Here is a 22,893-nt window from a genome sequence, read left to right as displayed (position 1 = left end):
GCATGCCGGGATCAAGATTTGCCCTTCTTCGCCGCCAGCAGCGCGGCTCCGAGGGCGCCCATCTGGTTGGGCTGGGCCTGCTCGCGAGGCGCACCCTTGCGCTGCGCCTTGCCCTGCCCGCCACGCCGCTCGCCCTGGCCAGCGCGCGACGATTTGCCACCCTCGGCCTCGCCCGGCTGGTCGTCGAGACGCATGGAGAGCCCAATGCGGGCACGTTCGATATCCACGCTCATCACCTTGACCTTGACGATGTCGCCGGCCTTGACCACCGAACGCGGGTCCTCGATGAACTTGTCGGAGAGCGCCGAGATATGCACCAGACCGTCCTGATGTACGCCTATATCGACGAAGGCGCCGAAGTGGGTCACGTTGGTCACGCTGCCCTCGAGGATCATGCCCGGCTCCAGATCCTTGAGCGTCTCCACGCCTTCGCGGAACTCGGCGGCCTTGAACTCGGGGCGCGGGTCGCGGCCCGGCTTGTCCAGCTCCTTCAGGATGTCGCTGATGGTGGGCACGCCGAAGCGCTCGTCGGCGAACTCGGCCGGCTTGACCGCCTTGAGTGTGGCGCTGTCGCCGATCAGGCTGGCCACCGGGCGCCCACTGCGGCTGGCGATACGCTCCACCACCGGATAGGCCTCGGGGTGCACGGCGCTGGCATCCAGCGGATTGGAGCCGCGCATGATGCGCAGAAAGCCAGCGCACTGTTCGAAGGTCTTGGGCCCCAGGCGGCTGACGTCGAGCAACTGCTTACGGCTGACGAAAGCGCCTTCCGCGTTGCGCCGGGCGACGATGGCTTCGGCCAGCGCCGGGTTGAGGCCGGCCACCCGCGACAGCAGCGCGCTCGACGCGGTATTGAGGTCGACGCCCACGGCGTTGACGCAGTCCTCGATCACCGCTTCCAGGCTCCTCGACAGCTGCAGCTGGGAGACGTCGTGCTGGTACTGGCCCACGCCGATGGACTTGGGCTCGATCTTGACCAGCTCGGCCAGCGGATCCTGAAGCCGGCGGGCGATCGAGACCGCGCCACGGATGGTGACGTCGAGATCGGGCAGCTCCTTCGAGGCGTACTCCGAGGCGGAGTAGACCGAGGCGCCGGCCTCGCTGACCATCACCTTCGAAAGCACTCTCTTGCCGGCGAAGAGCTTGACCAGATCGCCGGCCAGCCTGTCGGTCTCGCGGCTCGCGGTGCCGTTGCCCACGGCAATCAGTGCCACGTCGTGTTTCTCGACCAGCTTGGCCAGTTCGGCCAGCGAGGCGTCCCAGGCGTTGCGCGGCGCATGAGGATAGATAGTGGCATGCTCAAGGAACTGGCCGGTGGCGTCCACCACCGCCACCTTGCAGCCGGTGCGCAGCCCCGGGTCTATGGCAAGCGTGGCCTTCTGCCCCGCCGGTGCCGCCAGCAGCAGATCCTTGAGGTTGGCGGCGAAGACCTCGATGGCCTCCAGCTCGGCACGCTCGCGCAGCCGCCCCATCAACTCGGTTTCGAGATGAGTGTAGAGCTTGACCCGCCAGGTCCAGCGCACCACGTCGGCCAGCCATTTATCGGCGGCGCGGCCTTCGTCGCGAATATCGAAATGCTTGGCGATGGCAATCTGGGCCGGGTGAATCGGCGCTTCCTCCTCGCCGGGCAGACGGATGGCCAGCGTCAGTACGCCCTCGTTACGGCCGCGGAACATGGCCAGTGCCCGGTGAGACGGCGCCTTGGCCAGCGACTCGTCGTGCTCGAAGTAGTCGGAGAACTTGGCCCCTTCGCGCTCCTTACCCGGCAGCACCCGCGCGCTGAGCTCGCCCTCCTGCCAGAGTCGCTCGCGCAGCCTGCCCACCAGCTCGGGATCCTCGGCGAAGCGCTCCATCAGGATCTGTCGCGCACCGTCCAGCGCCGCCTTGGCATCCTCCACGGCCGGTACGTCCCCCTCGGCGGGACGAAGGTATTTGGCCGCCTCGGTTTCGGGCTCCAGGGTCGGATCGGCCAGCAGCGCATCGGCAAGCGGCTCGAGTCCCGCTTCGCGGGCGATCTGCGCCTTGGTGCGGCGCTTCTTCTTGTACGGCAGATAGAGGTCTTCCAATCGCTGCTTGGTATCGGCCGCCTGGATCTGCCTGTCGAGTTCCGGCGTCAGCTTGCCCTGTTCGTCGATGGCGGCGAGCACCGCTGTCCGGCGCTCCTCGAGTTCGCGCAGGTAACGCAGGCGCTCGTCGAGATTGCGCAATTGGGTGTCGTCGAGGCCACCGGTGACCTCCTTGCGGTAGCGGGAGATGAAGGGCACGGTAGCGCCGCCGTCGAGCAGTTCCACGGTGGCTGACACCTGCTGCGGGCGAACGGCGAGTTCCTCGGCGAGGCGTGAAATGATCCGGGTCGTGGCGTCCATGACTTCCTTGGTATTGCGACTTCGAAAGATCGCGCCAAGTTACCACAAACGCCACCGTGTCGCCGCCCGGTTCAACGCCACCAGCCAATGTCGTCCAAGTAGCGGCGGCGACCCTCGCTTCGCGCCTGCTCGCGAGTCAAGCCAATGTCGCGCAGTTGATGGTCGCTGAGTTCCCGCAGTTGGATGCGTTCGTGGCGCAGCTGCGCCTGATGCTTCACGTAACTCACCCAGTGCCACAGTCGCGAGGCGATCGGCCAGTCTCGCTTGACTCTTGCTGACGCAGCACAGGATGACGAATCGTAGCAAGTAGCTGAGGTTCTCATGTCGGACTTCCTCCAGGCCATGTGGGCGATGGAAAAAGTCTCGCTCTTGGCATAAAATCAATCCAACGAATAGATCTTATGCCTTACATCAAAGGAAATGATGCCTCCATGAGCGCTACCATCGATCACGAACTGCTGCGCACCTTCGTCGCCATCGTCGACCATGGCGGCTTCACTCGCGCGGCCCAGGCGGTCAACCGCACCCAGTCAGCGGTGAGCATGCAGATCAAGCGGCTCGAGGAGGACGTGATCCAGCGCCCGCTGTTCGAGCGCCAGGGGCGCCAGATGCACCTCACCAGCGAAGGCACCACGCTGCTCGGCTATGCCCGCCGCATTCTCGACCTGCAGGGCGAAGCGCTCAACATACTGCGCGAGCCGGACATGGTGGGGCGAGTACGGATAGGCGTACCCGACGACTTCGTCATGCGCTTCCTGCCCGGAATTCTCAAGTCGTTCTCGCAGACTTGGCCGCTGGTCGATGTCGAGGTGCAGTGCGCCCCCTCCTCCGATCTGCTCAACCGTCCTCACGGTAGCCTCGATCTGAGCATCGTGACCCGAGGGGTCGGTCAGGAGATCGGCACCATCCTGCGCCGCGAGGAAACGGTGTGGGTGGTGGCTGAAAGTCACGCCGTGCATCGCCAGACGCCACTGCCTCTGGCGCTGTTCGAGGCTCCCTGTTTATGTCGACAGCATGCCTGCCACAGCCTGACCCGTGCCGGCCGCCAGTACCGCATCGCCTACTCGAGCCCCAGCCTGGCCACTCTGCAGGCGGTGGTCGGTGCCGGACTTGCCGTCTCCGCACTGATGAAGAGCCTGGTCACGCCGGGTATGCGTGTGCTCGGCGAGGCTGACGGCTTCCCCCCGCTGCCCGACGGCTCGATCGTGCTGCTGCGCTCGCCCGATACCGCATCACCCGCGGTAGACGGCTTGGCGCAGCACATCATCGAGGGCTTCAAGGCTTGATCGTGTTTCGCCGCCTGGGCAACACTTATTTAAAGTATTAACAACTTAATAATTAACTCTTTCTTATTTAAATTCATTCCTTGCCACTTTCGCCTTGCGCTCAAGTTTCGGCTCGAAATGCCGATGAATACCAATGAGCCCCACCCTCCAAAGCGCGCCTTTCGCGCCACTATAACTATTACGATGGCGCCAGCCACTCGAACAGCTTCACTCCGGCAAGGGAGTCACAACCAATGCGCAACAATTTCATGAACAAGATACGCGTCAAATATGCCGTCGCCTTCATCGGCGTCGCCCTGTCACTGCTGGTGGTGGTAATCGCCGATCTGCTACTGGTGCACTCCGTCAGGGACCGCATGACCGAATTCAGCGGCACCTTCAATGCCGCCATTTCCGCCGTCCTCAACGCCGATCGCGATCTCTATCAGGCGCGTATCGCCGAACTGGAGTACTTGCAGGCGCCTACCGGATCCGAGCAGGCCCAGGCACTGCAGGAGGACTACGAGGAGAATGCTCAGCAGGCCTATGACCGCATGCATGAGTTTACCCAGCTACTCGACGCCTACCCGGAAATCACCGGCCGCCTGGATGGCTTCGAGTCACTGTTTTCCCAGTGGTCTGACCAATCCAGCGAAGTACTGGAGCTACACGCCTCGGGCAACACCGATGCCGCCCGGGAGCAGCTCGAGGGCGCATCGCTTACCGCTTTCAACCAACTGAGAGATGTCTACAACGAAGCCGGTGAACTGGCGGATGCCAAGGTCGTCGAACTCGAAGCGTTGACGCTTGCGCGCATCCGGGCGCAGCAGTTCAGCGTGCTCGGCTTTTCACTCCTGGTCTTTCTCGCTGCTGTCGCCATTGCCTTGATCGGCCCCATGCTGATGTCGCGTGCCATCCGCCAGATCACGGGGCGCATCCGGGAGATCACGGAGGGGGATGGCGATCTGACGGCGCGTATCGAGAGCCGGCGCAAGGACGAGCTGGGCGAGCTGGCCGAGCAGTTCAACGCTTTCATACTGCGCATCGACAAAACCCTGCAGACCGTACGCAGCAGCACCCTGAGCGTGCACAACGCCTCCAGCGAGATTACCAAGAGCAGCCAGGACCTCTCCTCGCGCACCGAGCAGACTGCCGCCAACCTGCAGGAGACATCGGCCTCCATGGAGGAGATCACGGCAACGGTAAGCAATACATCCGACGCCACGCAGCAGGCCAATCAGCTGGTGCAGGAGACGGTGGGCGTCGCCCGCCGCGGCCAGGAGGCCATGACTCAGGTCGAGAGCACCATGGACGATATCAGCCGCTCCGCGGCGCAGATCAACGAGTTCATCGGCCTGATCGACGGCATCACGTTCCAGACCAATATCCTCGCCCTCAATGCCTCGGTGGAAGCTGCACGCGCCGGGGAGCACGGTAGAGGGTTCGCCGTGGTGGCACAGGAGGTTCGCACCCTGGCCAGCCGCTCCAGCGATGCGTCTCGCGGTATTCGCGAGCTGATCGACACCTCCGTTTCACGCACCCAGTCGGGGGCGAGCCTGGTCAAGAGCACGGGCAAGACCATGCAGGAGGTCGTCGCCAGCATCGAGCGCATTACCGGTGTAATCGGCGAGATCAGCGCCGGCGCCAAGGAGCAGAGCCAGGGCATCGCCCAGGTCAATATTGCGGTTTCCGAGCTCGACAACATGACGCAGCACAATGCCTCGCTCGTCGAGCAGACCAGCGCCGCGGCGGACGAGATGCGTGAACAGGTCGAACGCCTGAACGAACTGATCGCCAGCTTCCGCCTGAGCGATTCCAACGACACGGAGCAGACCTTGCTGCCCGCTCCGACCACCTCGAAGCGGGAACACACCACCGCCTGCGGTCGTCAGACAGCACTGACGGTCGCCGGATCGTTCTAGCCGGCGGCCTCGGGCATCGGCCTATGCCGGCATGAATTTCAGAGCCAGGCCATTGTTGCACCAGCGCAGCCCGGTGGGCTCGGGACCGTCGCTGAAGACATGGCCCTGATGGCCGCCGCAGCGGGCGCAATGATACTCGCGCCGCGGCCATACCAGGCTGAAGTCGAGCTGGCTGAGCAGGTGCCCTTCGACGTGCTCGAAAAAGCTCGGCCAGCCGGTGCCGGAGTCGTACTTCGTGGCGCTCTCGAACAGTAGCAGGTCACAGCCGGCGCAGCGGTACTCTCCTTCCCCCCACTCCTTGTCGAGCGGGCTAGAGAACGGCGGCTCGGTGCCATGATCGCGCAGGATCTCGAACTGTTCGGGCGTGAGGCGCTCGCGCCACTCATCGCGTGAGAGTTCGAGACGCTCCAGGCCCGGAGCCGGTTCGAGACTCAGCCGCGGAAATCCCCAACCGACGCTGGGCACCAGACCTGCAGCGCCGGCCGTACCCAACAAACCGAGAAATAGACGGCGTTTCATATTCTCCCCCAAGCACCGTAGCACGGCGCCCCAGTGTGCAAGGATGAGTAATGCCTCCTTCCGTTCAGACCCCTCAACCGAGAGTGGGTTCGAGTATTGGCCCAACAGCATTTCTCGTCTAGAGTCGTGAACTTGCCTCCCCGGTCTGGACTTCTTCGTGCAACGCATCGCAACACATTGGCGCCACATGACGGCCTGTCTCGGTCTGCTCGCCTTGAGCCTGACCATTGCCGGACCGCTGCTGAGCCAGACCCAGCGTCTGCTCGAGACCGGGCATGCGGCCCACGGCGCATCACACCACGGGGGTCATTCGGCCGCGCTTTACGCCTCGCGTGATGCCGCTCACCAGGCGCATGGTGCCGCTCACTCCGACAGCCATCGTCATGCGCAGCTCGGCAAAACCCACGATCACCACGACACGCTCGCTGCCTGCGATTACTGTAGCTTCTTCCTGCATATACCGGGCGCAGTGGTGCGAGAAGCCAATGTACCCGCCCGGCCCTCTTCGTCACGGGCCCCGCTCGTCAGCGGAACCTGGCGCCCCAGCGCTGGCGAACACTATCCGCGCTATCACGGCCGCGCCCCCCCCTTACGCTCCGTCTGAACAGATATGGTTGCCATGAGATCTGCTGCCAGGCGGTAGGCCCCGTGGCCCCTGTCCCCCGATCAGGAGCACTCACGTGACATCTCGTTATCCGGCGACCTCTTCTCGTCGCACCGGCAGGCTATTGCTTGCCTTGATCGCCCGGCTGCACGCTTACATCGGCCTGCTCGTCGCCCCCTTCATGCTGGTAGCGGCCCTATCCGGCATCGCCTATGCGCTCACCCCTGCGCTCGAAGCCTGGCTCTACCACGACGCCCTCAGCGGCGTGCAGAGCGGCACCCCGCAGCCACTCGCCCAGCAGGTCGAAGCAGCACAGCACGGCTTGGGCGAAGCTATCCTGCCCGCCGCCGTCAGGCCGGCGCCACGCCCCGGCGCTACTACCCGGGTCATGTTCGCCGCCCCCGGCCTCGGCCCATCCAAACATCGCGCCCTCTTCATCGATCCCGTGACTCTCGCGATCAAGGGCGACATGACCGTTTACGGGACCAGCGGCGTGCTGCCCTTGCGCACCACCATCGACTTGTTCCATCGCCAGCTGCTGATGGGCGACATAGGGCGCCTCTACAGCGAACTCGCCGCCTCCTGGCTGTGGGTCGCCGCGCTGGGTGGTCTGGCACTCTGGCTGCAGCGCCGCCGGGGGCTGCGCACTCAGAACGGGCCTCGGGCCATGCGGCGGCGACACGCCACTCTCGGCGTAATCGCCGCCCTGGGCCTGCTGTTCTTCGCCGTTACCGGGCTTACCTGGTCGAAATGGGCCGGCGGCAACATCGCCGAGTTGCGGCACGCCTGGGGCTGGGGGACGCCAAACGTCTCGACGCTGCTTCCGGAGGCGGCATCCGACCAACCGCATGACCATGACGAGCACGGCGAACACGGGCACGCACGCGCACCGGACGCGGCCTTGAACCCGGTGGACTTCGAGCGGGCTCTGAAGGCCGCCCGCACGGCCGGAATCGATGCCGGGTTGGTGCAGATCGAGCCGCCCCGCGGCGCGGGAAAAGCCTGGCGCGTGGCCGAGATCGACCGCAGTTGGCCCACCCAGGTGGATCAGGTCGCCTTGCATCCACGGAGCATGGCGGTTATCGATCGCACCGATTTCACCACCTTTCCGCTGGCCGCCAAGCTCACCCGCTGGGGCATCGACCTGCACATGGGCAGCCTGTTCGGCCTGCCCAACCAACTGGCCCTGGCGGCTATCGCCGGCTGTCTGGTAGTACTGGTGTGCTGGGGTTATACGATGTGGTGGCGCCGTGAGCGGGCGATTCAGCGGAGTGGTCGGGAGACGCTGAGTGAGACATTCGTGGCGCTGTCATGGTCTGCTCGATTGGGTGTGCTGGCCGTTGCCGTGGCGCTGGGACTGGCGCTACCGGTGCTGGGCGCCAGCCTCGCCCTGTTCGTGGCTGTGGATCTGCTGCGCTGGTGGCCGTCACGCCGGCAGGCATCGACGCAAGCATCAAGCCGATAACGCAACGGGGGAGAGGCCTGCGCCCCTCCCCCGTCGTTACCACGGTGGCTGGCTTCAGGTCAGGCTGGGCCCGGCCTTGGTGATGGCTTCGTTGACGCCCTCGAACTTCTTGAAGTTGTCGACGAACTTGGCCGCCAGGTCACGCAGGTTGCGATCGTAAGCGGCCTTGTCCTCCCAGGTCTCGCGCGGGTCGAGCAAGCTGGAGTCGACTCCCGGCACGGAAACCGGCACGTCCAGATTGAGTCCCTCGATGCGCTTGGTCTCGATCTCGCGCAGCACGCCGGACTGAATGGCACTGATGATGGCGCGGGTGGTGGGAATCGAGAAGCGCGAGCCGCCCTCGCCGTAGGCACCGCCGGTCCAGCCGGTGTTGACCAGGTAGACCTGGGCGTCCTTGGCCTCGACGCGCTTGATCAGCAGATCGGCATAGACGCGGGCCGGGCGCGGGAAAAACGGTGCGCCGAAGCAGGTGGAGAAAGTCGCTTCCAGGCCCGAGGAGGAACCCATCTCGGTGGACCCCACCTTAGCGGTGTAGCCGGAGAGGAAGTGGTAGGCCGCCGCTTCCTTGGACAGCACCGACACCGGCGGCAACACGCCGGACATGTCGCAGGTCAGAAAAATGATGGCATTGGGCTCACCGGCTCGATTCTCCGGAACGCGCTTGCCGACGTGCTCCAGCGGGTAGGCGGCACGCGAATTCTGGGTCAGGCTGTCGTCGGTGTAGTCGGGTTCGCGGCGGTCGTCGAGCACCACATTCTCGAGCACGGTGCCGAACTTGATGGCATTCCAGATGACCGGTTCGTTCTTCTCGGAGAGGTCGATGCACTTGGCATAGCATCCGCCCTCGATGTTGAACACGGTGCCGGGGCCCCAGCCGTGCTCGTCGTCGCCGATCAGATAGCGCGCCTGGTCGGCGGAGAGCGTGGTCTTGCCGGTGCCGGAGAGGCCGAAGAACAGCGCGGTCTCACCATCCTCGCCGACATTGGCGCTGCAGTGCATGGGCAGAACGTCGGAGGCCGGCAGCAGGAAGTTCTGCACCGAGAACATCGCCTTCTTCATTTCACCGGCATAACGCATGCCGGCGATCAGCACCTTCTGCTGGGCGAAGTTGAGGATCACGCAGCCGTCGGAGTTGGTGCCGTCACGATCCGGGTCGCATTCGAAATGCGGCGCGTTGAGGATGGTCCACTCCTGCTTGGCCGAAGGATTGTAACCCTCGGGGCGCACGAACATGGTGCGGCCGAACAGATTGTGCCAGGCCGTCTCGGTCGTTACCCGCACCGGCAGGTAGTGAGTCGGGTCGCTGCCCACATGGAGCTCGGAAACGAAACGTTCGCCGCTACCCAGGTAGTCTTCGACACGGGCCCAGAGAGCATCGAACTTGCCGGCATCGAAAGGACGGTTGACGCTGCCCCAGTCGATCTCACCGCTGGTGGAGGGTTCGTCGACGATGAAGCGATCCTTGGGCGAGCGGCCGGTACGCTGACCGGTATTCACCACCAGGGCGCCATTCGCGGCCAGATGGCCTTCTCCGCGTGCCACGGCACGCTCGATGAGTTCGGCGCTGCTGAGATTGACGTGTGCTTGAGGAGCGGCTTGGGATGTGGTCATGTCGTTTCCTGGGCCTTGCGGCCGGTTCTCTCTCGTGTGCCAGGCGTCATACGCCATCGCGTTGCGTTTCCGATCGTCCGTGTGCGGATGCATGCCGTCTTGTATTCTGGCGATCGGCCTTGAGGCGGCGACATTATGGCAAAAAGGGAGCCGTCGGGAAACGCTAACTTTGACCGAAGATCTTGTAGTTTTACTACTACATCGAGACATATCGCCGCAGGATGACTACAACCATGCTTGTGCATTGCAGCAATCCCACGCGAACGAACGAGACGCCTCTCGGCGTCTCTCGCGCTCCGACAAATGTTGGCGTCAATGCAGGGTGGGGGGCGGCCCATGCTGGGCGCGCAGCAGTGCCTCGACTTCGCTCTCGGTGAAGCGGTAGTGGGTATGACAGAAATGGCATTGGGTCTCGATCTCACCCTGCTCGGCCAGCACGTCACGCAGTTCATCGGCCCCCAGGGTCAGCAAGGCATCACCGATGCGCTCCCGCGAGCAGGTACAACCGAAGCGTAGCGGCTTGGGTTCAAAGACCCTCACCGTCTCCTCGTGGTAGAGCCGATGCAGCAGCTCACGCTGATCGAGCCCCAGCAGCTCGTCGGTTCTTAAGGTCTTCGCCAATTGGACGGTACGCTCCCAGGCGTCTTCATCCTGGTTCTGCGACTCGTCCGGCAATCGCTGCAACAGCAACCCACCGGCGCGCTGGTCGTCGGCACGCAGCCACAACAGAGTGGGCAGCTGCTCGGACTGCGAGAAATAGGCCTCGAGGCAGCCGGCCAGGCTGTCCTGGTCGAGCGCCACGATACCTTGGTAACGATTGCCCTCGCGCGGGTCGAGGGTGATCACGATATGGCCGTCACCGACGAGATCGCGGAAGTTCGCCTCCCCAGCCGGCAGAGTGGCATCTTCCGCCACACGGGCGATGGCGCGCAGCTCGCCACCGGGGTTGGATTCGGCCATCAGCAGCGACAGAGCCCCCTGGCCGCGCACCTCGATGCTGAGGATGCCGTCGAGCTTGACGGTATCGGTGAGCAGCGCCACGGCAGCCAGCAGTTCACCCAGCAGGCGGTTGACGGCAGGCGGATAGCCATGCCGCTCGAGCACATCGCCGTAGGCTCGCTCCAGGGTGACGATCTCACCACGGACGTTGGTACGTTCGAACAGGAAACGCTGGATCTGGTCGGTCATGATCGATTCCGAAAGAGGTCGTTCAGGGTGGGCCAACAGGTCGTGGGCTCACTCGTCCTGCTGGCGCTGGAAGCGCTGGATCTCGCGGCGCTGCTTCTTGTCTGGCCGCTTGAGCGGATGCTGCATGGCCTGGTTACTCAGGCGACGGCCTTCGGCCTCCCGTTCACGACGCTCGGCGCTCTCGGCCGTCTCGCGGTAGAGTTCACGGGCCTCCGGGGCGCCGCGACGCTGGTCGGAAAGCGCCACGACCTCCACCTCCCACACGTCCCAGCCCTGGGGCACACGAATCAGGGCGCCCACCTCGACGTTCTTGCTGGTCTTGGCGCGCCCCCCGTTGTAGTGCACCTTGCCGCCTTCGATGGCCTTCTTGGCCAGGGCACGAGTCTTGAAGAAGCGGGCGGCCCACAGCCACTTGTCGAGTCGTACGCTATCCACCATCGCCTCCTGTCTCGGCTCTCTCCCCATTCTCTCCTGCATGGTTTCCACGTACTTCCGAGGGTAGCTCCTCGGGCAGGATCGTGGCGAAGCGGTCCAGGGCGATGAACTCCTCAAGCTCTTTTTCCGGCCGTGTGCTGTCGGGCTGCTTGATGCCGAGCAGATAGCGGATGCCATACTCCCGCGCACTCTCCAGCACATCGGGGTTGTCATCGATGAACAACGTCCGCGTCGGGTCGAAGGGCTCCACCTCCTGCAGGGCGAACCAGAACTCCTGGGCTTCCTTGGGCACGCCGAGATCGGCCGAGGAGACGATGGCATCCAGGTAGCCCTCGAGACCAGTAAGCGGCAACTTGAGCTCCAGGCTCTCGCGGTCGGCATTGGTTGCCAACACCACTCTGGGGTGCGCCTTTCTGAGCCACTTGAGGAAATCCAGCGCATCGCTGCGCAGGCCGATCAGGTGCTGGATCTCGCGCTTGAGGGCGACGATGTCTACACCCAGCTCGCGGCTCCAGTAGGCCAGGCTGTACCAGTTGAGTGTCCCCCGCTCGCGCAGGATGCGCGCACGGATCTGCTCCTGGCTGGCCTCGTCGAGGCGGTGCAGTTCCACGTAGCGTCGCGGCAGGTGCTCCAGCCAGAAATGGCTGTCGAAATGCAGGTCGAGCAGTGTGCCGTCCATGTCCAGCAGAACGGTATCGATGGCGCGCCAGTCGATCATGGCGTCTCCCGGTGGCATCTGAGCGGTGGAAGGCGTGATATTGTACTCAATGGATACCGGCGGCGCATTCCCGGCAGGTGCCATGCCCGCACGCACGAAACGGAGCCTTCATGTCCGAGAAGAAGATCTTGCAGAAACCCCAGGTGCTGGCACGACAGTCCGTGGCCAGAAGTCGCCTGTTTCATATCGAATCGCTGGAGCTGCGCTTCGCCAATGGCGCCGAGCGCACCTTCGAGCGCCTGACCGGCAGCGACCAGGGCGCGGTGATGATCATCGCCATGCCCGACCCGGACCACGTGCTGCTGATCCGTGAATACGCGGCGGGCTTCGAGGATTACGTACTGACCCTGCCCAAGGGGCTGGTGGATCCCGGCGAGGACATCGTCACGGCGGCCAATCGGGAACTGATGGAGGAGTGCGGCTTCGGCGCCCGACGCATCGAGCCACTGGTGGAGCTGTCGCTGGCGCCCAACTACATGCGCCACCGCATGCAGGTACTGCTCGCCACCGACCTCTACCCCAAACGCCTGCCCGGTGACGAGCCGGAGCCTCTGGTGGTCGAGACCCATGCCCTCGAGGAACTGCCCGCCCTGCTGCTGCGCGAAGACTTCCACGAGGCGCGGGCCATCGCCGCGCTGTTCATCGCCCGCGACACATTGCGCGAACGCCGTGGCAAGGAGGCACCGCTAAGCTGGTAGCCGTGCCGTCCCCAGCTTCAGCCGTGACGGTGAAGCTGGCGCAAGTTGCCGTTACCCTCCTTGAGGCGGATCCAGCGGTTCTGGCGATAACTGTCGAGCCCCGCCTCCAGCAGGGTCATGACCTCGATCCCCTCCTCCACGCTGACCGGTGCCGGCGCCCCGTTCGTCAGAGCCTCGACGATGCCGACGTAGTAGGCCAGGTAGTCGCCGGGGAGCCCCGGATGTTCATGCGATACCAGTTTACCGTCGTCGCCCTCGGCCAAGGTCAATTGCCCAGGGCGCGGATCGATGCCCCAGTCGCGTGCAGGAGTGCGCCCCTCCTTCAGCCAGTTCTCCTGAGGATCGCGACCATACTTGACGAAGCTGCCCCGGGTGCCGTGCAGGGCCTGCTGCGGCGTCGGCACTGCCACCAGCGAACTGGCCCGCAGGGTGACCCGGAGTGCGTCGTAATCCAGCAGGGCATGAAACTCGTCGTCCACCTCGGCGCCGTCCCGTGCCGCCATCAAGTCGAGCAGAATCGCCCGCGGCATGCCGAACAGCGTACGGGCCTGGTCGAGCAGGTGCGAACCCAGGTCGTACCAGATACCGCTGCCCGGCTTGTGCTGTTCGCGCCAGCGATCGGCCACCGCCGGCCGGAAGCGGTCGAAGCGCAGCTCGAGCGAGACCGGGCGTCCTACGCCGCCCTCCTCGACCAGGGCCTGCAGGGTACGAAAATCGCTGTCCCAGCGACGGTTGTGAAAGACGCTGATCATGCACTCGGCCTTGTCGGCCTCGGCCTTGAGCAGCCGCGCCTCGGACAACGAGACGGTGAACGGCTTGTCGACCACCAGATGCTTGCCGGCGGCAAGCGCCGCCTTGGCCAGCGGATAGTGGGTCTCGTTGGGGCTGGCGATGACCACCAGGTCGATATCCGAGCGGGCAAACAGCGCCGCCGCCTTGGGCAGTACCTCGACCTCGGGCAGCGTTTCATGCACTCGCTCGGCCGAACTGCTGACCACGGCCAGCAATTCCAGCCCAGGTGTGGCCTGGATCAACGGGGCGTGAAAGATCCGGCCGGCAGTGCCAAAGCCGATCAGGCCGACACCGAAGGTCTGCTTGCGCATGTCATCGTTCCTTACTGCTGCATGAAAAAGCTCGCGATGACGAACCGGGCCAGGGCCCGGTTCGTCACTTGCGTCAGTCGAGTTTGGAGAGGTCGCGCACCGCTCCCTTGTCGGCGGAAGTTGCCAGCAGCGCATAGGCCTTGAGCGCTGCAGACACCTTGCGCACGCGCTGAATGCTGGGTTTCCAGGCCTGACTGCCGCGCGCTTCCTCGGCTTCGCGGCGCGCCGCCAGCTCACTGTTGGAGAGCTTGACGTCGATGCGCCGGTTGGGAATGTCGATGCGAATGATATCACCCGACTGCACCAGGCCGATGGCCCCGCCCGCAGCCGCCTCTGGCGAGACATGGCCGATGGAAAGCCCCGAAGTACCGCCGGAGAAGCGGCCGTCGGTAAGCAGCGCGCAGGCCTTGCCCAGCCCCTTCGACTTGAGATACGAAGTGGGATAGAGCATCTCCTGCATGCCCGGACCGCCCTTCGGCCCTTCATAGCGAATGACGACGACCTCGCCCTCCTTCACCTTGCCGGCAAGGACGTGCTCTACCGCCTGATCCTGCGATTCGACCACGTGGGCCGGTCCCTCGAAGACCAGGATGGATTCGTCGACGCCGGCAGTCTTCACCACACAGCCGTCCACGGCGATGTTGCCGTAGAGCACCGCCAGGCCACCCTCCTTCGAGAAGGCGTGCTCGAGATCACGGATGCAGCCGTTGGCGCGATCGCCGTCGAGGCTCGGCCAGCGCGCGCTCTGGGAAAACGCCACCTGGGTCGGAACGCCACCGGGGCCGGCCTTGAAGAACTCCACCACGTCGGGCGAGGGGCTACGCATGATGTCCCACTCGTCCAGCGCGGCCTTGAGACTGTCGCCGTAGACGGTCGGCACACGGGTATCGAGCACGCCGGCGCGGTCGAGCTCGCCGAGGATCGCCATAATGCCGCCGGCGCGATGCACGTCCTCGATATGGTACTTCTGGGTGTTGGGTGCCACCTTGCACAGCTGCGGCACTTCCCGCGACAGCCGGTCGATGTCGGCCAGAGTGAAGTCGATCTCCGCCTCCTGAGCGGCGGCCAGCAGGTGCAGGATGGTATTGGTGGAGCCGCCCATGGCGATGTCCAGGGTCATGGCGTTCTTGAACGCCGCCTTGGAACCGATGGCACGGGGCAACAGGTGCGCCTCGTCGCCTTCGTAGTAGCGCTTGGCCAGCTCGACGATGCGATGGCCGGCGGTCTCGAACAGGCGGCGACGATCGGCGTGGGTGGCGAGCACGGTGCCGTTGCCCGGCAGCGCCAGGCCCAACGCCTCGGTCAGGCAGTTCATCGAGTTGGCGGTGAACATGCCCGAGCAGCTGCCGCAGGTGGGACAGGCGCTGCGCTCCACTTCGGCCAGTGTCTCGTCGTCAACCGAATCGTCGGCGGCCATGACCATGGCATCGACCAGGTCGAGGCCGTGGTCGAGCAGCTTGGTCTTGCCGGCTTCCATGGGCCCGCCGGAGACGAAGATCACCGGTATGTTGAGCCGCATGGCGGCCATCAGCATGCCCGGTGTGATCTTGTCGCAGTTGGAGATGCATACCAGGGCGTCGGCGCAGTGGGCGTTGACCATGTACTCGACGCTGTCGGCGATGATGTCGCGGCTCGGCAACGAATAGAGCATGCCGTCGTGGCCCATGGCGATGCCGTCGTCCACCGCGATGGTGTTGAACTCCTTGGCCACCCCACCGGCCTTCTCGATCTCCCGCGCCACCAGTTGGCCCATGTCCTTGAGGTGCACGTGCCCGGGCACGAACTGGGTGAAGGAGTTGGCCACGGCGACGATCGGCTTGTGGAAGTCGTCGTCCTTCATGCCGGTGGCACGCCACAGGGCGCGGGCGCCGGCCATGTTGCGGCCGGCGGTGGTGGTTCGGGAGCGATATTCGGGCATGGTGTCCTCTTCGTGCGCGTTCGCGCTATACGGTTAACGCCGTCTCTGCCACCCATGGGCGGCGACGGTCTGGACTGTGTCTGAAAACTGCCTGCGCTTGGCCATACGGCGTTAAAAATCAGCTCAAAGTACTCATTTACACCCCGCAAACTCCGTCTCTTCGCTGATTTTTGCCTTGTCTGACCTTCGCTCGCCGACTTTTCAGACACAGTCTGGTATGGGGTCTGCCCCGATTCTGTCACGCACGAGCCGGGCCGGCTAGACCAATAGCGGGCTATCGTTGGCCAGCGGCTCGGTACCATAGAGTACCCAGACATCCAGCGCCGGCCCCAGGTCTTCGAGCAGGCGCAGCTTGTCAGGGTGATCATCCAGCGCCTGCCGGGCGCAAATGCCCGCCTCGAAGCAGCCCGTCAATAGCCCCTCGGCCACCGCCACGGTGGTGGGCGCGTCGATTTCTTCCGCAAAGGAGGAGAGATCGGTGTAGTAGCGGGTCGCCGGCTGACGCGCCACCTGCCGCGGCGCGGCGACCTCGCGCCGTGCGAGCAACGCCAGCGGGTGGCTGCCGGCGACGAAGGCATCCACCGGAAAAGCACGATGCATATAGCGCCCCACGCAGTCGGCGTGACTGAAGTGGGCCGTGCACTGCAGCACCCGATCCACCTCGCCCGCCACCAGCGCCGCGAAGGCCGCCGGGAAATCATCGAATAGCTTCACCTGCGCATCGGCAAGCCCGCGGGCCTCGACATAGCGGCGCAGCACCAGCATATGGTTGCTCCCCTTGGGCCCAAGCGTGGCAACGATCATCTCATCTCCTCAGGCGTTCAGCTCATAATGCGAAGATCACCAGCGACCCGACCACCACCAGCACCAGACGCAGCCAGATTGCCCGGCGTGCGATTACCCCGTAGGAGATCGCGGCAAGGCCCAGCGCAATCTTCACCCCATCGAAGACCGCCCATAGCGGATCGTAGGCCAGACGGATCACGTCCGGGTTGGCAACCATCGCCAATGGAATGATGTAGAGTCCGATACCCAGCGCCATGGCCTTGAACGCGACCTTGAGCCAGCTCTCTCCCACCATGCCGGCGGCGATGAACACGCCGCCACACACCGGTGGCGTGATGGTCGAGAGCAGCGCAAACCAGAACACGAACAAATGGGCCTGCAGCGGCTCCAGCCCCAGCGCAGTGAGCGCAGGACCTGCCACCGAGACACAGATTACATAGGCGGCGGTGGTCGGTACCTCCATGCCCAGCACCAGGCAGGCGAGTGCGGTGAGCAGCAGTGCCGGCCACAGCATCTCGTTCGACAGCGACAGGATACCGGAGGTGATCTTGACGCCGAGCCCTGTCAGCGACAGCACACCGATGACCAGCGAAGCGCAGATGATGATGGCACCGATCACCGCCACTTGGCGCCCTGCGGTGACCACTGCCTCGGTCATGCGCGAGGCGAAGCCACGCAGAGAGAAGGAGAGGGACACATCGAAGAACAGCAGCAGCATGCCGGCGAAGATGGCAATGCTGGCGGCATACTGCGGGGTATAGCCGCCCAGGAAGATGCGCTCCAGCAGCAGCACGAAGGGCACGGCGAAGAACAGCGAGGTAATCGCGACCTCCTTGCCGTCGGGCTGGTCGCTTGCCGCCATCGGACGCAGGTCGTGGCGGGTGGCATAAGCGTTGATGCCCATCCACACGGTGGCGAAATAGAGAAGCGCCGGCAGCAGGGCGGCGGCCATGATCTGGGTGTAGGGCGTACCGGTGAGCTCGACCATGACGAACGCCCCGGCTCCCATCAGCGGCGGCATGATCTGACCACCCGAGGAGGCCACCGCCTCGACGCCCCCGGCCAGGGCGCGCGGGTAACCCAGCCTCACCATGGAGGGAATGGTAATGGCACCGGTGGAGGCTACGTTGGCGGAAGCCGAACCCGAGATCGAGCCCATCAGCGCCGAGGAGATCACCGCCACCTTGGCCGCACCACCGGTCAGGCGACCGGCGACGGCGCTGGCCATGTTCATGAAGCCGCGCCCCGCCTCGCCGGCGTTGAGCACCGCACCAAAGATGACGAAGATCGCCACTACACCGACGCTGACTCCGGTCAGCTTGCCCCACAGGCCACCTTCGGCGATGGTCAGGGTTCCCACGAAACTCCGTATCGGTAGCCCGGGGTGGCCGAACTGCCCGGGTATGAGGTCGCCGAGCAGCCCATAGAGAAGTGCCGCCAGTGTCACCAGCGGCAGCGGCCAACCGATCGCACGGCGCGCCGTTTCCAGCGCCAGCATGATCAGGAACGCACCGACGAGCATCTGGAAGTGGGTATCGATGAAACCGTACTGGCCTGCCAGCGCCTCTTCGTTGAAAGCGATGTAACCGCAGGCGGCGATGCCCAGCAGGGTCAGCAGCCAACCGCTGGCACGCTCGAAGGGTGTTCGCGCCGCATGAATCAGGATCCAGGGCAGCGCCAGCGCCATATGAATCGGCCGGCTCACCAGTGCCGGGGCTAGCCCGTAGAAGATCAGCCCAAGGTGAAAGACGACCGTGACCGCACCCAGCAGTACCCAGGCGGGATGGGCGCGCGATAGATCGTCTCCGGCGGCCGAACCGGCCGCCGGGGAAGAGAACGTCGATGGCATAAGGAAGCCTTGAAATGAGGCCGGCGAGGAGCTTGTCAGGCCAGCCCGGCAGGGTTAACGCAAGTCGTCGGGAATCTCAATATCGGCTTCGTCGTAGTAACGCAAGGCACCCGGATGCAAGCTACCGGCGATGTTGCCGATCATGTCATGGGTGATACCGCCCCACCAGGGAGACTCCTCGGCCATGGCTTCGCGACGCTCCCAGAACGTCTTGGTCAGGGTGTAGGCTGTCTCCTCATCCATGCCGGAGGTGGTGTAAGCGATCACGGGCAGAGAAGTGGTCTCCACATCTTCGTCGATGCCGGGATAAGTGCCGGCGGGAATGGTCTGGCGCGCTGCGCCGGCCTGTTCGATCTGCTCGTCGGTGAGGCTGACCAGACTGATCGACATGCTGGCGGCAGTCTCGATCACGTTGGGCGTGGGAAACGAGCTTGCCGTGACGAAGGCATCGATCTGGCCGTTCTTCAGCGCATCGGGACCGCTGCCGATCTCGGCATCGGCCACCTCCACCTTGTCCAGCAGGTCGAACAGCTCGAGATAGCGTTCGGCCTCGCGAGCACCGAAGGTGCCGCGGCCGATCAGGATCTCCTTGCCCTCGAGATCCTCGAAGCCGATCACGCCCTCGTCGCCAGCCACCACGAAGTGCATGGTGATGGCAGGAATCGGGAACAAGCCGCGAATCTCCTCGAAGCGGGGGCTCCGGCGCTCGGCGAACGGCCCCTCGCCGGCCATGGCCTGCTCGACCAGCCCGGGAGGCGTGGTGAACACATAGTTGCCCTGACGCGCCATCACTTCCATGACGTTCTGCACCGAGCCCTGGCTCTCTTCCAGGGTCAGCACGACCTCACCGTCGGTGCCCCGACGAATGGCCTCGGAGAGCTCGACCCCCATCTGGTAATAGGCGGTACCCGCCGAGGCGGACTTGTAGGTGACCCGGGTCTCAGCCTGGGCGAAGAGTGCACCTGCCCCCAACACTACTGCGGTCGCCGATACCAGCAGGGCACGAGGGAAAGCGGGCTTACGGTGTGACATGTATCTCTCCGTTATTGGTGTCCAGCATCGCATCTAGGCACGATGACATTGTTTTGATTAGCCGGAATGGTGAATTCGTTATAAAGAAATGTCAGGCATCCGTCTATAATGCCGATTTTTTGGCACGAAGAATACCTAGGGTATGACCATGCGAATTGCAGCCATATTGGGCGGCGCGGGAGGAATCGGCAGCAGCATTGCCGAATTGCTGCTCGCAGGAGGGGATTTTGTTTACCTGCTGGATCGCGAGCCGGCACAAGACAGGGCCGCCACCCTTGTGGCCCGTTGGCCAGAGAGCTGCGCCTTCATTGCTTGCGACCTGCACAGCCCCGACGACATCGCGACGGCTTTCGCCCACATCGAGGCGCATGGCGCCGGGCTCGACGTATGCATCAACGCCGCCGGCGTGATCCAAAGGGAGCGCTTTGTCGAGGTCTCACCGACGGCGCTCGACGAGATATTGGCGACCAACGTAAGCGGCACCTATCTGGCGTTGCAGGCCGCCGCACGATTGATGATTGCCACCGGTGGCGGTCATCTCGTTATCGTCTCATCGGCCCATGGCCTGCGTACCACGGCCGAGCGCTCCGCCTATGCCATGTGCAAGGGCGCCATGCTGGCGCTTGGCCGGGCGCTGGCGGTGGAACTCGCCCCCCATGGCATTCTGGTCAATGCCGTGGCGCCTGGGCCGGTCAGCACCGGCATGCAGGATGCCGAATCGCAATCGCGCCGCCGCTGGCAGGCAGCGACGCCGCTGGGTCGAGTCGCCGAAGCCGATGAGGTGGCTCGGGCGGTGGTTTTTCTCGCTTCCGCCGAGAACACCTTCATCACGGGCGACACCCTAATGGTAGACGGCGGCGCCAACGTCGCCATGTAGCACCGCCCTCGACACCGCCGGCATCAAATGCCGAACGTCACCTTCGCCACGTCGCGATAACGCTTGGCGAAGTGCACCGTCATGCCCTCCTTGAGGAAATCGGGCAGCTCGTCGTAGTCGCGACGGTTGGCCTCCGGCAGGATCACCTCGAAGATCCTGCTGCGCCGGGCGGCGATGATCTTCTCGCGAATGCCTCCCACCGGAAGTACCTGGCCGGTCAGCGTCAGCTCGCCGGTCATCGCCAGCGGCCGATCGACGCCCTGGTGCCTCCCCAGCGACAGCAGCGCCGTGGTCATGGTCACGCCCGCCGAGGGGCCATCCTTGGGCGTGGCACCCTCCGGCACGTGCAGGTGGACGAAGGCGGAGTCGAAGAAATCCGCGTCGACGCCGTACTCGGCGAGATGGCCGAGCGTGTAGCTGTAGGCGATGTTGGCCGACTCCTGCATCACCTCACCGAGCTTGCCGGTGAGCTTGAAGCCACGGGTCAGCGAGTGCACCTTGCCCGCCTCGATAGGCAGCGTAGCGCCGCCCATCGAGGTCCAGGCCAGGCCTGTGACCACCCCCTCGCCCTTGAGTACCTGCTCCTGCCGGAACAGCGGGGCCCCGAGGAACTCCTCCAGGTTCTTGACCGAAATGCGCACCGACTCCTGATCGCCTTCGAGCAGCTTGACGGCGGACTTGCGCACGATGCTGTGCAGCTGTTTCTCCAGTTGACGTACGCCGGCCTCGCGGGCGTAGCCCTCGATCACCTGGCGCAGTGCCGCATCGGTGAGGTTGATACGCCGCTTCGGGATATTGTCGCGCTCGAGCAGCTTGGGCCAGAGATGATGCTTGGCAATTGCCACCTTCTCCTCGGCGATATAGCCGGACAGGCGGATCTGCTCCATGCGGTCGAGCAGCGGCCCGGGGATCGAGTCGAGGGTGTTGGCGGTACACACGAACAGCACCTTGGAGAGGTCCAGGCGCACGTCGAGATAGTGATCGAGGAAGTCGACGTTCTGCTCGGGGTCGAGCACCTCGAGCAGTGCCGAGGCCGGGTCGCCCTGGAACGACTTGCCCAGCTTGTCGATCTCGTCGAGCATGATCACCGGATTCTCGACCTCGACCTCCTTGAGCGCCTGTACCAGCTTGCCCGGCATGGCACCGATGTAGGTTCGACGATGACCCTTGATCTCGGCCTCGTCGCGCATGCCCCCCACCGAAAAACGGTAGAATTCCCGCCCCAGCGCCTCGGCAATGGAGCGACCGACCGAGGTCTTGCCCACACCGGGTGGGCCGACCAGCAGCAGGATCGAGCCTCCCACGTCGCCCTTGAAGGTGCCTTCGGCGAGGAACTCGATGATGCGCTCCTTGACGTCCTTGAGGCCGTCGTGGTCGCGGTCGAGCACCGTCCGGGCATGCGCCAGGTCGAGCTGATCCTGGCTGCGCACGCCCCATGGCATCGCGGTGAGCCAGTCGAGGTAGTTGCGGGTGGTGCCGTACTCCGGCGAACCGGTCTCCAGCACCGAGAGTTTGTCGAGCTCCTCCTCGATGCGGGTCAGTACCTTGGGTGGCACGGTCAGGCCCTCGAGACGATCGCGGAAGGTATCGACGTCATTCTCGCGGTCGTCCTTGGAGATGCCCAGCTCGCGCTGGATCACCTTGAGCTGCTCGCGCAGGAAAAACTCGCGCTGGCGTTCCTGCATCTGGGCGTTGACCTGCTCGCTGATCTCGGTCTGCAACTGGGCGACGTCGATCTCCTTGCGCAACAGCGGCAACACTTTCTCCATGCGCGCCTGTACCGGCAGGGTCTCGAGCACGGCCTGCAGCTCGCGCCCCTTGGCCGAGGTAATGGCCGCGGCAAAGTCGGTCAGCGGCCCCGGCTCGTGTGGGCTGAAGCGGTTGAGATAGTGCTTGAGCTCCTCGCCATAGAGCGGGTTGATCGGCAGCAGCTCCTTGATGCCGTTGATGATCGCCATGGCATAGGCCCGGGTCTCGTCCTCGTCGGCCTTGACCGGCTCACGCGGGTAGCTGACCTCGACCAGGAAAGGGGGTTCTTTCGACAGCCAGCGCTGTACACGGAAGCGGCGCAGGCCTTGGGCGATGAACTGCAGCTGCCCCTCCTCGCCGTGCAACTTGTGTACCTTTACCGCCGTACCGATCTCGGGAAAATGTTCATGACCGAGCTCATCCACCGCCTTGTCGCCGACGAAGGCCACGCCCAGCGTCTGGTGAGGCGTGTTGCCGACCCGGCGCATGGTCTCTTCCCAGCGTTCACGATTGATGACCAGGGGCTGGACCTGGGCGGGAAAGAAGGGGCGGTTGTGGATCGGCAGCAGATAGATGCGCTCGGGCAAGTAGTCGCTGGCCGGAATGACGGCATTGGCGACCTCGTCCACCTCACCATCGGACCCCAGCATCTCGTCGGAATCCGTCCTCGCCCGCTGCCAGTTCTGTTCGTCCTGATCATGCTCGCTCATGAACACCTCGTCCTGAAGCTATGAAAGCCAGATATACACTGAGCTGAGCAATGCGGGCGACCGCGGTCAACTTCAAGT

Annotated in this window: 19 protein-coding genes; 6 read left to right on the top strand and 13 right to left on the bottom strand. The window is 64.4% G+C overall.

Translation table 11 applies throughout. The annotated features are described in order from the left end of the window. Positions 1 to 11: 11 nt before the first annotated feature. The gene (locus HBJ55_RS15330; protein WP_167116737.1) at positions 12 to 2,366 is read right to left on the bottom strand and encodes a Tex family protein; all 2,355 of its coding nucleotides are present in this window, start codon (positions 2,364 to 2,366) and stop codon (positions 12 to 14) included. 71 nt (positions 2,367 to 2,437) lie between these two features. After that, a complete protein-coding gene (locus HBJ55_RS15325; protein ID WP_167116734.1) occupies positions 2,438 to 2,689 on the bottom strand; it encodes a DUF1127 domain-containing protein in 252 nt (83 codons plus the stop codon). Positions 2,690 to 2,797: 108 nt separating this feature from the next. Between HBJ55_RS15325 and HBJ55_RS15320 the strand changes: the two genes are divergently transcribed. Further along, entirely contained in the window at positions 2,798 to 3,652 is an 855-nt protein-coding gene (locus HBJ55_RS15320; protein ID WP_167116731.1) for a LysR substrate-binding domain-containing protein, read from the top strand. Between the two features lie 233 nt (positions 3,653 to 3,885). Continuing rightward, positions 3,886 to 5,553 (top strand): methyl-accepting chemotaxis protein, encoded by a 1,668-nt coding sequence (locus tag HBJ55_RS15315; protein ID WP_167116728.1) that lies wholly within the window; start codon positions 3,886 to 3,888, stop codon positions 5,551 to 5,553. Between the two features lie 21 nt (positions 5,554 to 5,574). Here HBJ55_RS15315 and msrB read toward each other — a convergent pair whose 3' ends face one another. Beyond that, entirely contained in the window at positions 5,575 to 6,072 is a 498-nt protein-coding gene (msrB, locus tag HBJ55_RS15310; RefSeq protein ID WP_167116725.1) for a peptide-methionine (R)-S-oxide reductase MsrB, read from the bottom strand. Between the two features lie 157 nt (positions 6,073 to 6,229). Here msrB and HBJ55_RS15305 point away from each other — a divergent pair, with 157 nt between their 5' ends. Together HBJ55_RS15305 and HBJ55_RS15300 are read left to right on the top strand one after the other, a co-directional pair. Next, positions 6,230 to 6,676, top strand: coding sequence for a DUF2946 family protein (locus HBJ55_RS15305; RefSeq protein ID WP_167116722.1), 447 nt, complete (start codon positions 6,230 to 6,232; stop codon positions 6,674 to 6,676). 76 nt (positions 6,677 to 6,752) lie between these two features. Next, entirely contained in the window at positions 6,753 to 8,141 is a 1,389-nt protein-coding gene (locus HBJ55_RS15300) for a PepSY-associated TM helix domain-containing protein (RefSeq protein ID WP_338072033.1), read from the top strand. Between the two features lie 54 nt (positions 8,142 to 8,195). Here the strand turns inward: HBJ55_RS15300 and HBJ55_RS15295 are convergent, their stop codons facing one another. The 4 genes from HBJ55_RS15295 to yrfG form a co-directional block, all read right to left on the bottom strand. Continuing rightward, complete coding sequence (locus HBJ55_RS15295; protein ID WP_167116719.1) at positions 8,196 to 9,752, bottom strand: phosphoenolpyruvate carboxykinase; 1,557 nt, start codon at positions 9,750 to 9,752, stop codon at positions 8,196 to 8,198. Positions 9,753 to 10,064: 312 nt separating this feature from the next. Then, positions 10,065 to 10,940, bottom strand: coding sequence for an Hsp33 family molecular chaperone HslO (hslO, locus tag HBJ55_RS15290; RefSeq protein ID WP_167116716.1), 876 nt, complete (start codon positions 10,938 to 10,940; stop codon positions 10,065 to 10,067). A gap of 48 nt (positions 10,941 to 10,988) precedes the next feature. Next, entirely contained in the window at positions 10,989 to 11,378 is a 390-nt protein-coding gene (gene hslR / locus HBJ55_RS15285; protein WP_167116713.1) for a ribosome-associated heat shock protein Hsp15, read from the bottom strand. Beyond that, on the bottom strand, positions 11,368 to 12,093 hold the full coding sequence (gene yrfG / locus HBJ55_RS15280; RefSeq protein ID WP_167116709.1) for a GMP/IMP nucleotidase: 726 nt from the start codon (positions 12,091 to 12,093) through the stop codon (positions 11,368 to 11,370). The genes hslR and yrfG overlap by 11 nt, the downstream gene beginning before the upstream one ends. 110 nt (positions 12,094 to 12,203) lie before the next feature. On the opposite strand from yrfG, the gene nudE reads away from it, so the two are divergent. Then, positions 12,204 to 12,791, top strand: coding sequence for an ADP compounds hydrolase NudE (gene nudE / locus HBJ55_RS15275; RefSeq protein ID WP_167116707.1), 588 nt, complete (start codon positions 12,204 to 12,206; stop codon positions 12,789 to 12,791). 17 nt (positions 12,792 to 12,808) lie between these two features. On the opposite strand, the gene HBJ55_RS15270 is transcribed toward nudE, so the two are convergent. From HBJ55_RS15270 to HBJ55_RS15250, 5 genes are all read right to left on the bottom strand, one after another. Beyond that, the gene (locus tag HBJ55_RS15270) at positions 12,809 to 13,894 is read right to left on the bottom strand and encodes an oxidoreductase (RefSeq protein ID WP_167116704.1); all 1,086 of its coding nucleotides are present in this window, start codon (positions 13,892 to 13,894) and stop codon (positions 12,809 to 12,811) included. 73 nt (positions 13,895 to 13,967) lie between these two features. After that, positions 13,968 to 15,812 (bottom strand): dihydroxy-acid dehydratase, encoded by a 1,845-nt coding sequence (ilvD, locus tag HBJ55_RS15265; protein WP_167116701.1) that lies wholly within the window; start codon positions 15,810 to 15,812, stop codon positions 13,968 to 13,970. Positions 15,813 to 16,070: 258 nt separating this feature from the next. Next, positions 16,071 to 16,616 (bottom strand): amino acid ABC transporter substrate-binding protein, encoded by a 546-nt coding sequence (locus tag HBJ55_RS15260; RefSeq protein WP_167116699.1) that lies wholly within the window; start codon positions 16,614 to 16,616, stop codon positions 16,071 to 16,073. Positions 16,617 to 16,638: 22 nt separating this feature from the next. Next, on the bottom strand, positions 16,639 to 18,447 hold the full coding sequence (locus HBJ55_RS15255; RefSeq protein ID WP_167116696.1) for a TRAP transporter permease: 1,809 nt from the start codon (positions 18,445 to 18,447) through the stop codon (positions 16,639 to 16,641). 54 nt (positions 18,448 to 18,501) lie between these two features. After that, the gene (locus HBJ55_RS15250; RefSeq protein ID WP_167116693.1) at positions 18,502 to 19,479 is read right to left on the bottom strand and encodes a TAXI family TRAP transporter solute-binding subunit; all 978 of its coding nucleotides are present in this window, start codon (positions 19,477 to 19,479) and stop codon (positions 18,502 to 18,504) included. 148 nt (positions 19,480 to 19,627) lie between these two features. Between HBJ55_RS15250 and HBJ55_RS15245 the strand changes: the two genes are divergently transcribed. After that, entirely contained in the window at positions 19,628 to 20,356 is a 729-nt protein-coding gene (locus HBJ55_RS15245; protein ID WP_167116691.1) for an SDR family NAD(P)-dependent oxidoreductase, read from the top strand. Between the two features lie 23 nt (positions 20,357 to 20,379). On the opposite strand, the gene lon is transcribed toward HBJ55_RS15245, so the two are convergent. Further along, positions 20,380 to 22,815 carry an endopeptidase La gene (gene lon, locus HBJ55_RS15240; RefSeq protein ID WP_167116688.1) on the bottom strand — a complete coding sequence of 812 codons (2,436 nt, stop codon included), beginning with the start codon at positions 22,813 to 22,815 and terminating at the stop codon, positions 20,380 to 20,382. Positions 22,816 to 22,893: the final 78 nt, after the last annotated feature.

The organism is Billgrantia bachuensis, from assembly GCF_011742165.1.
Classification (GTDB): domain Bacteria; phylum Pseudomonadota; class Gammaproteobacteria; order Pseudomonadales; family Halomonadaceae; genus Halomonas; species Halomonas bachuensis.
This window is presented reverse-complemented; position numbering and strand designations above follow the sequence as displayed.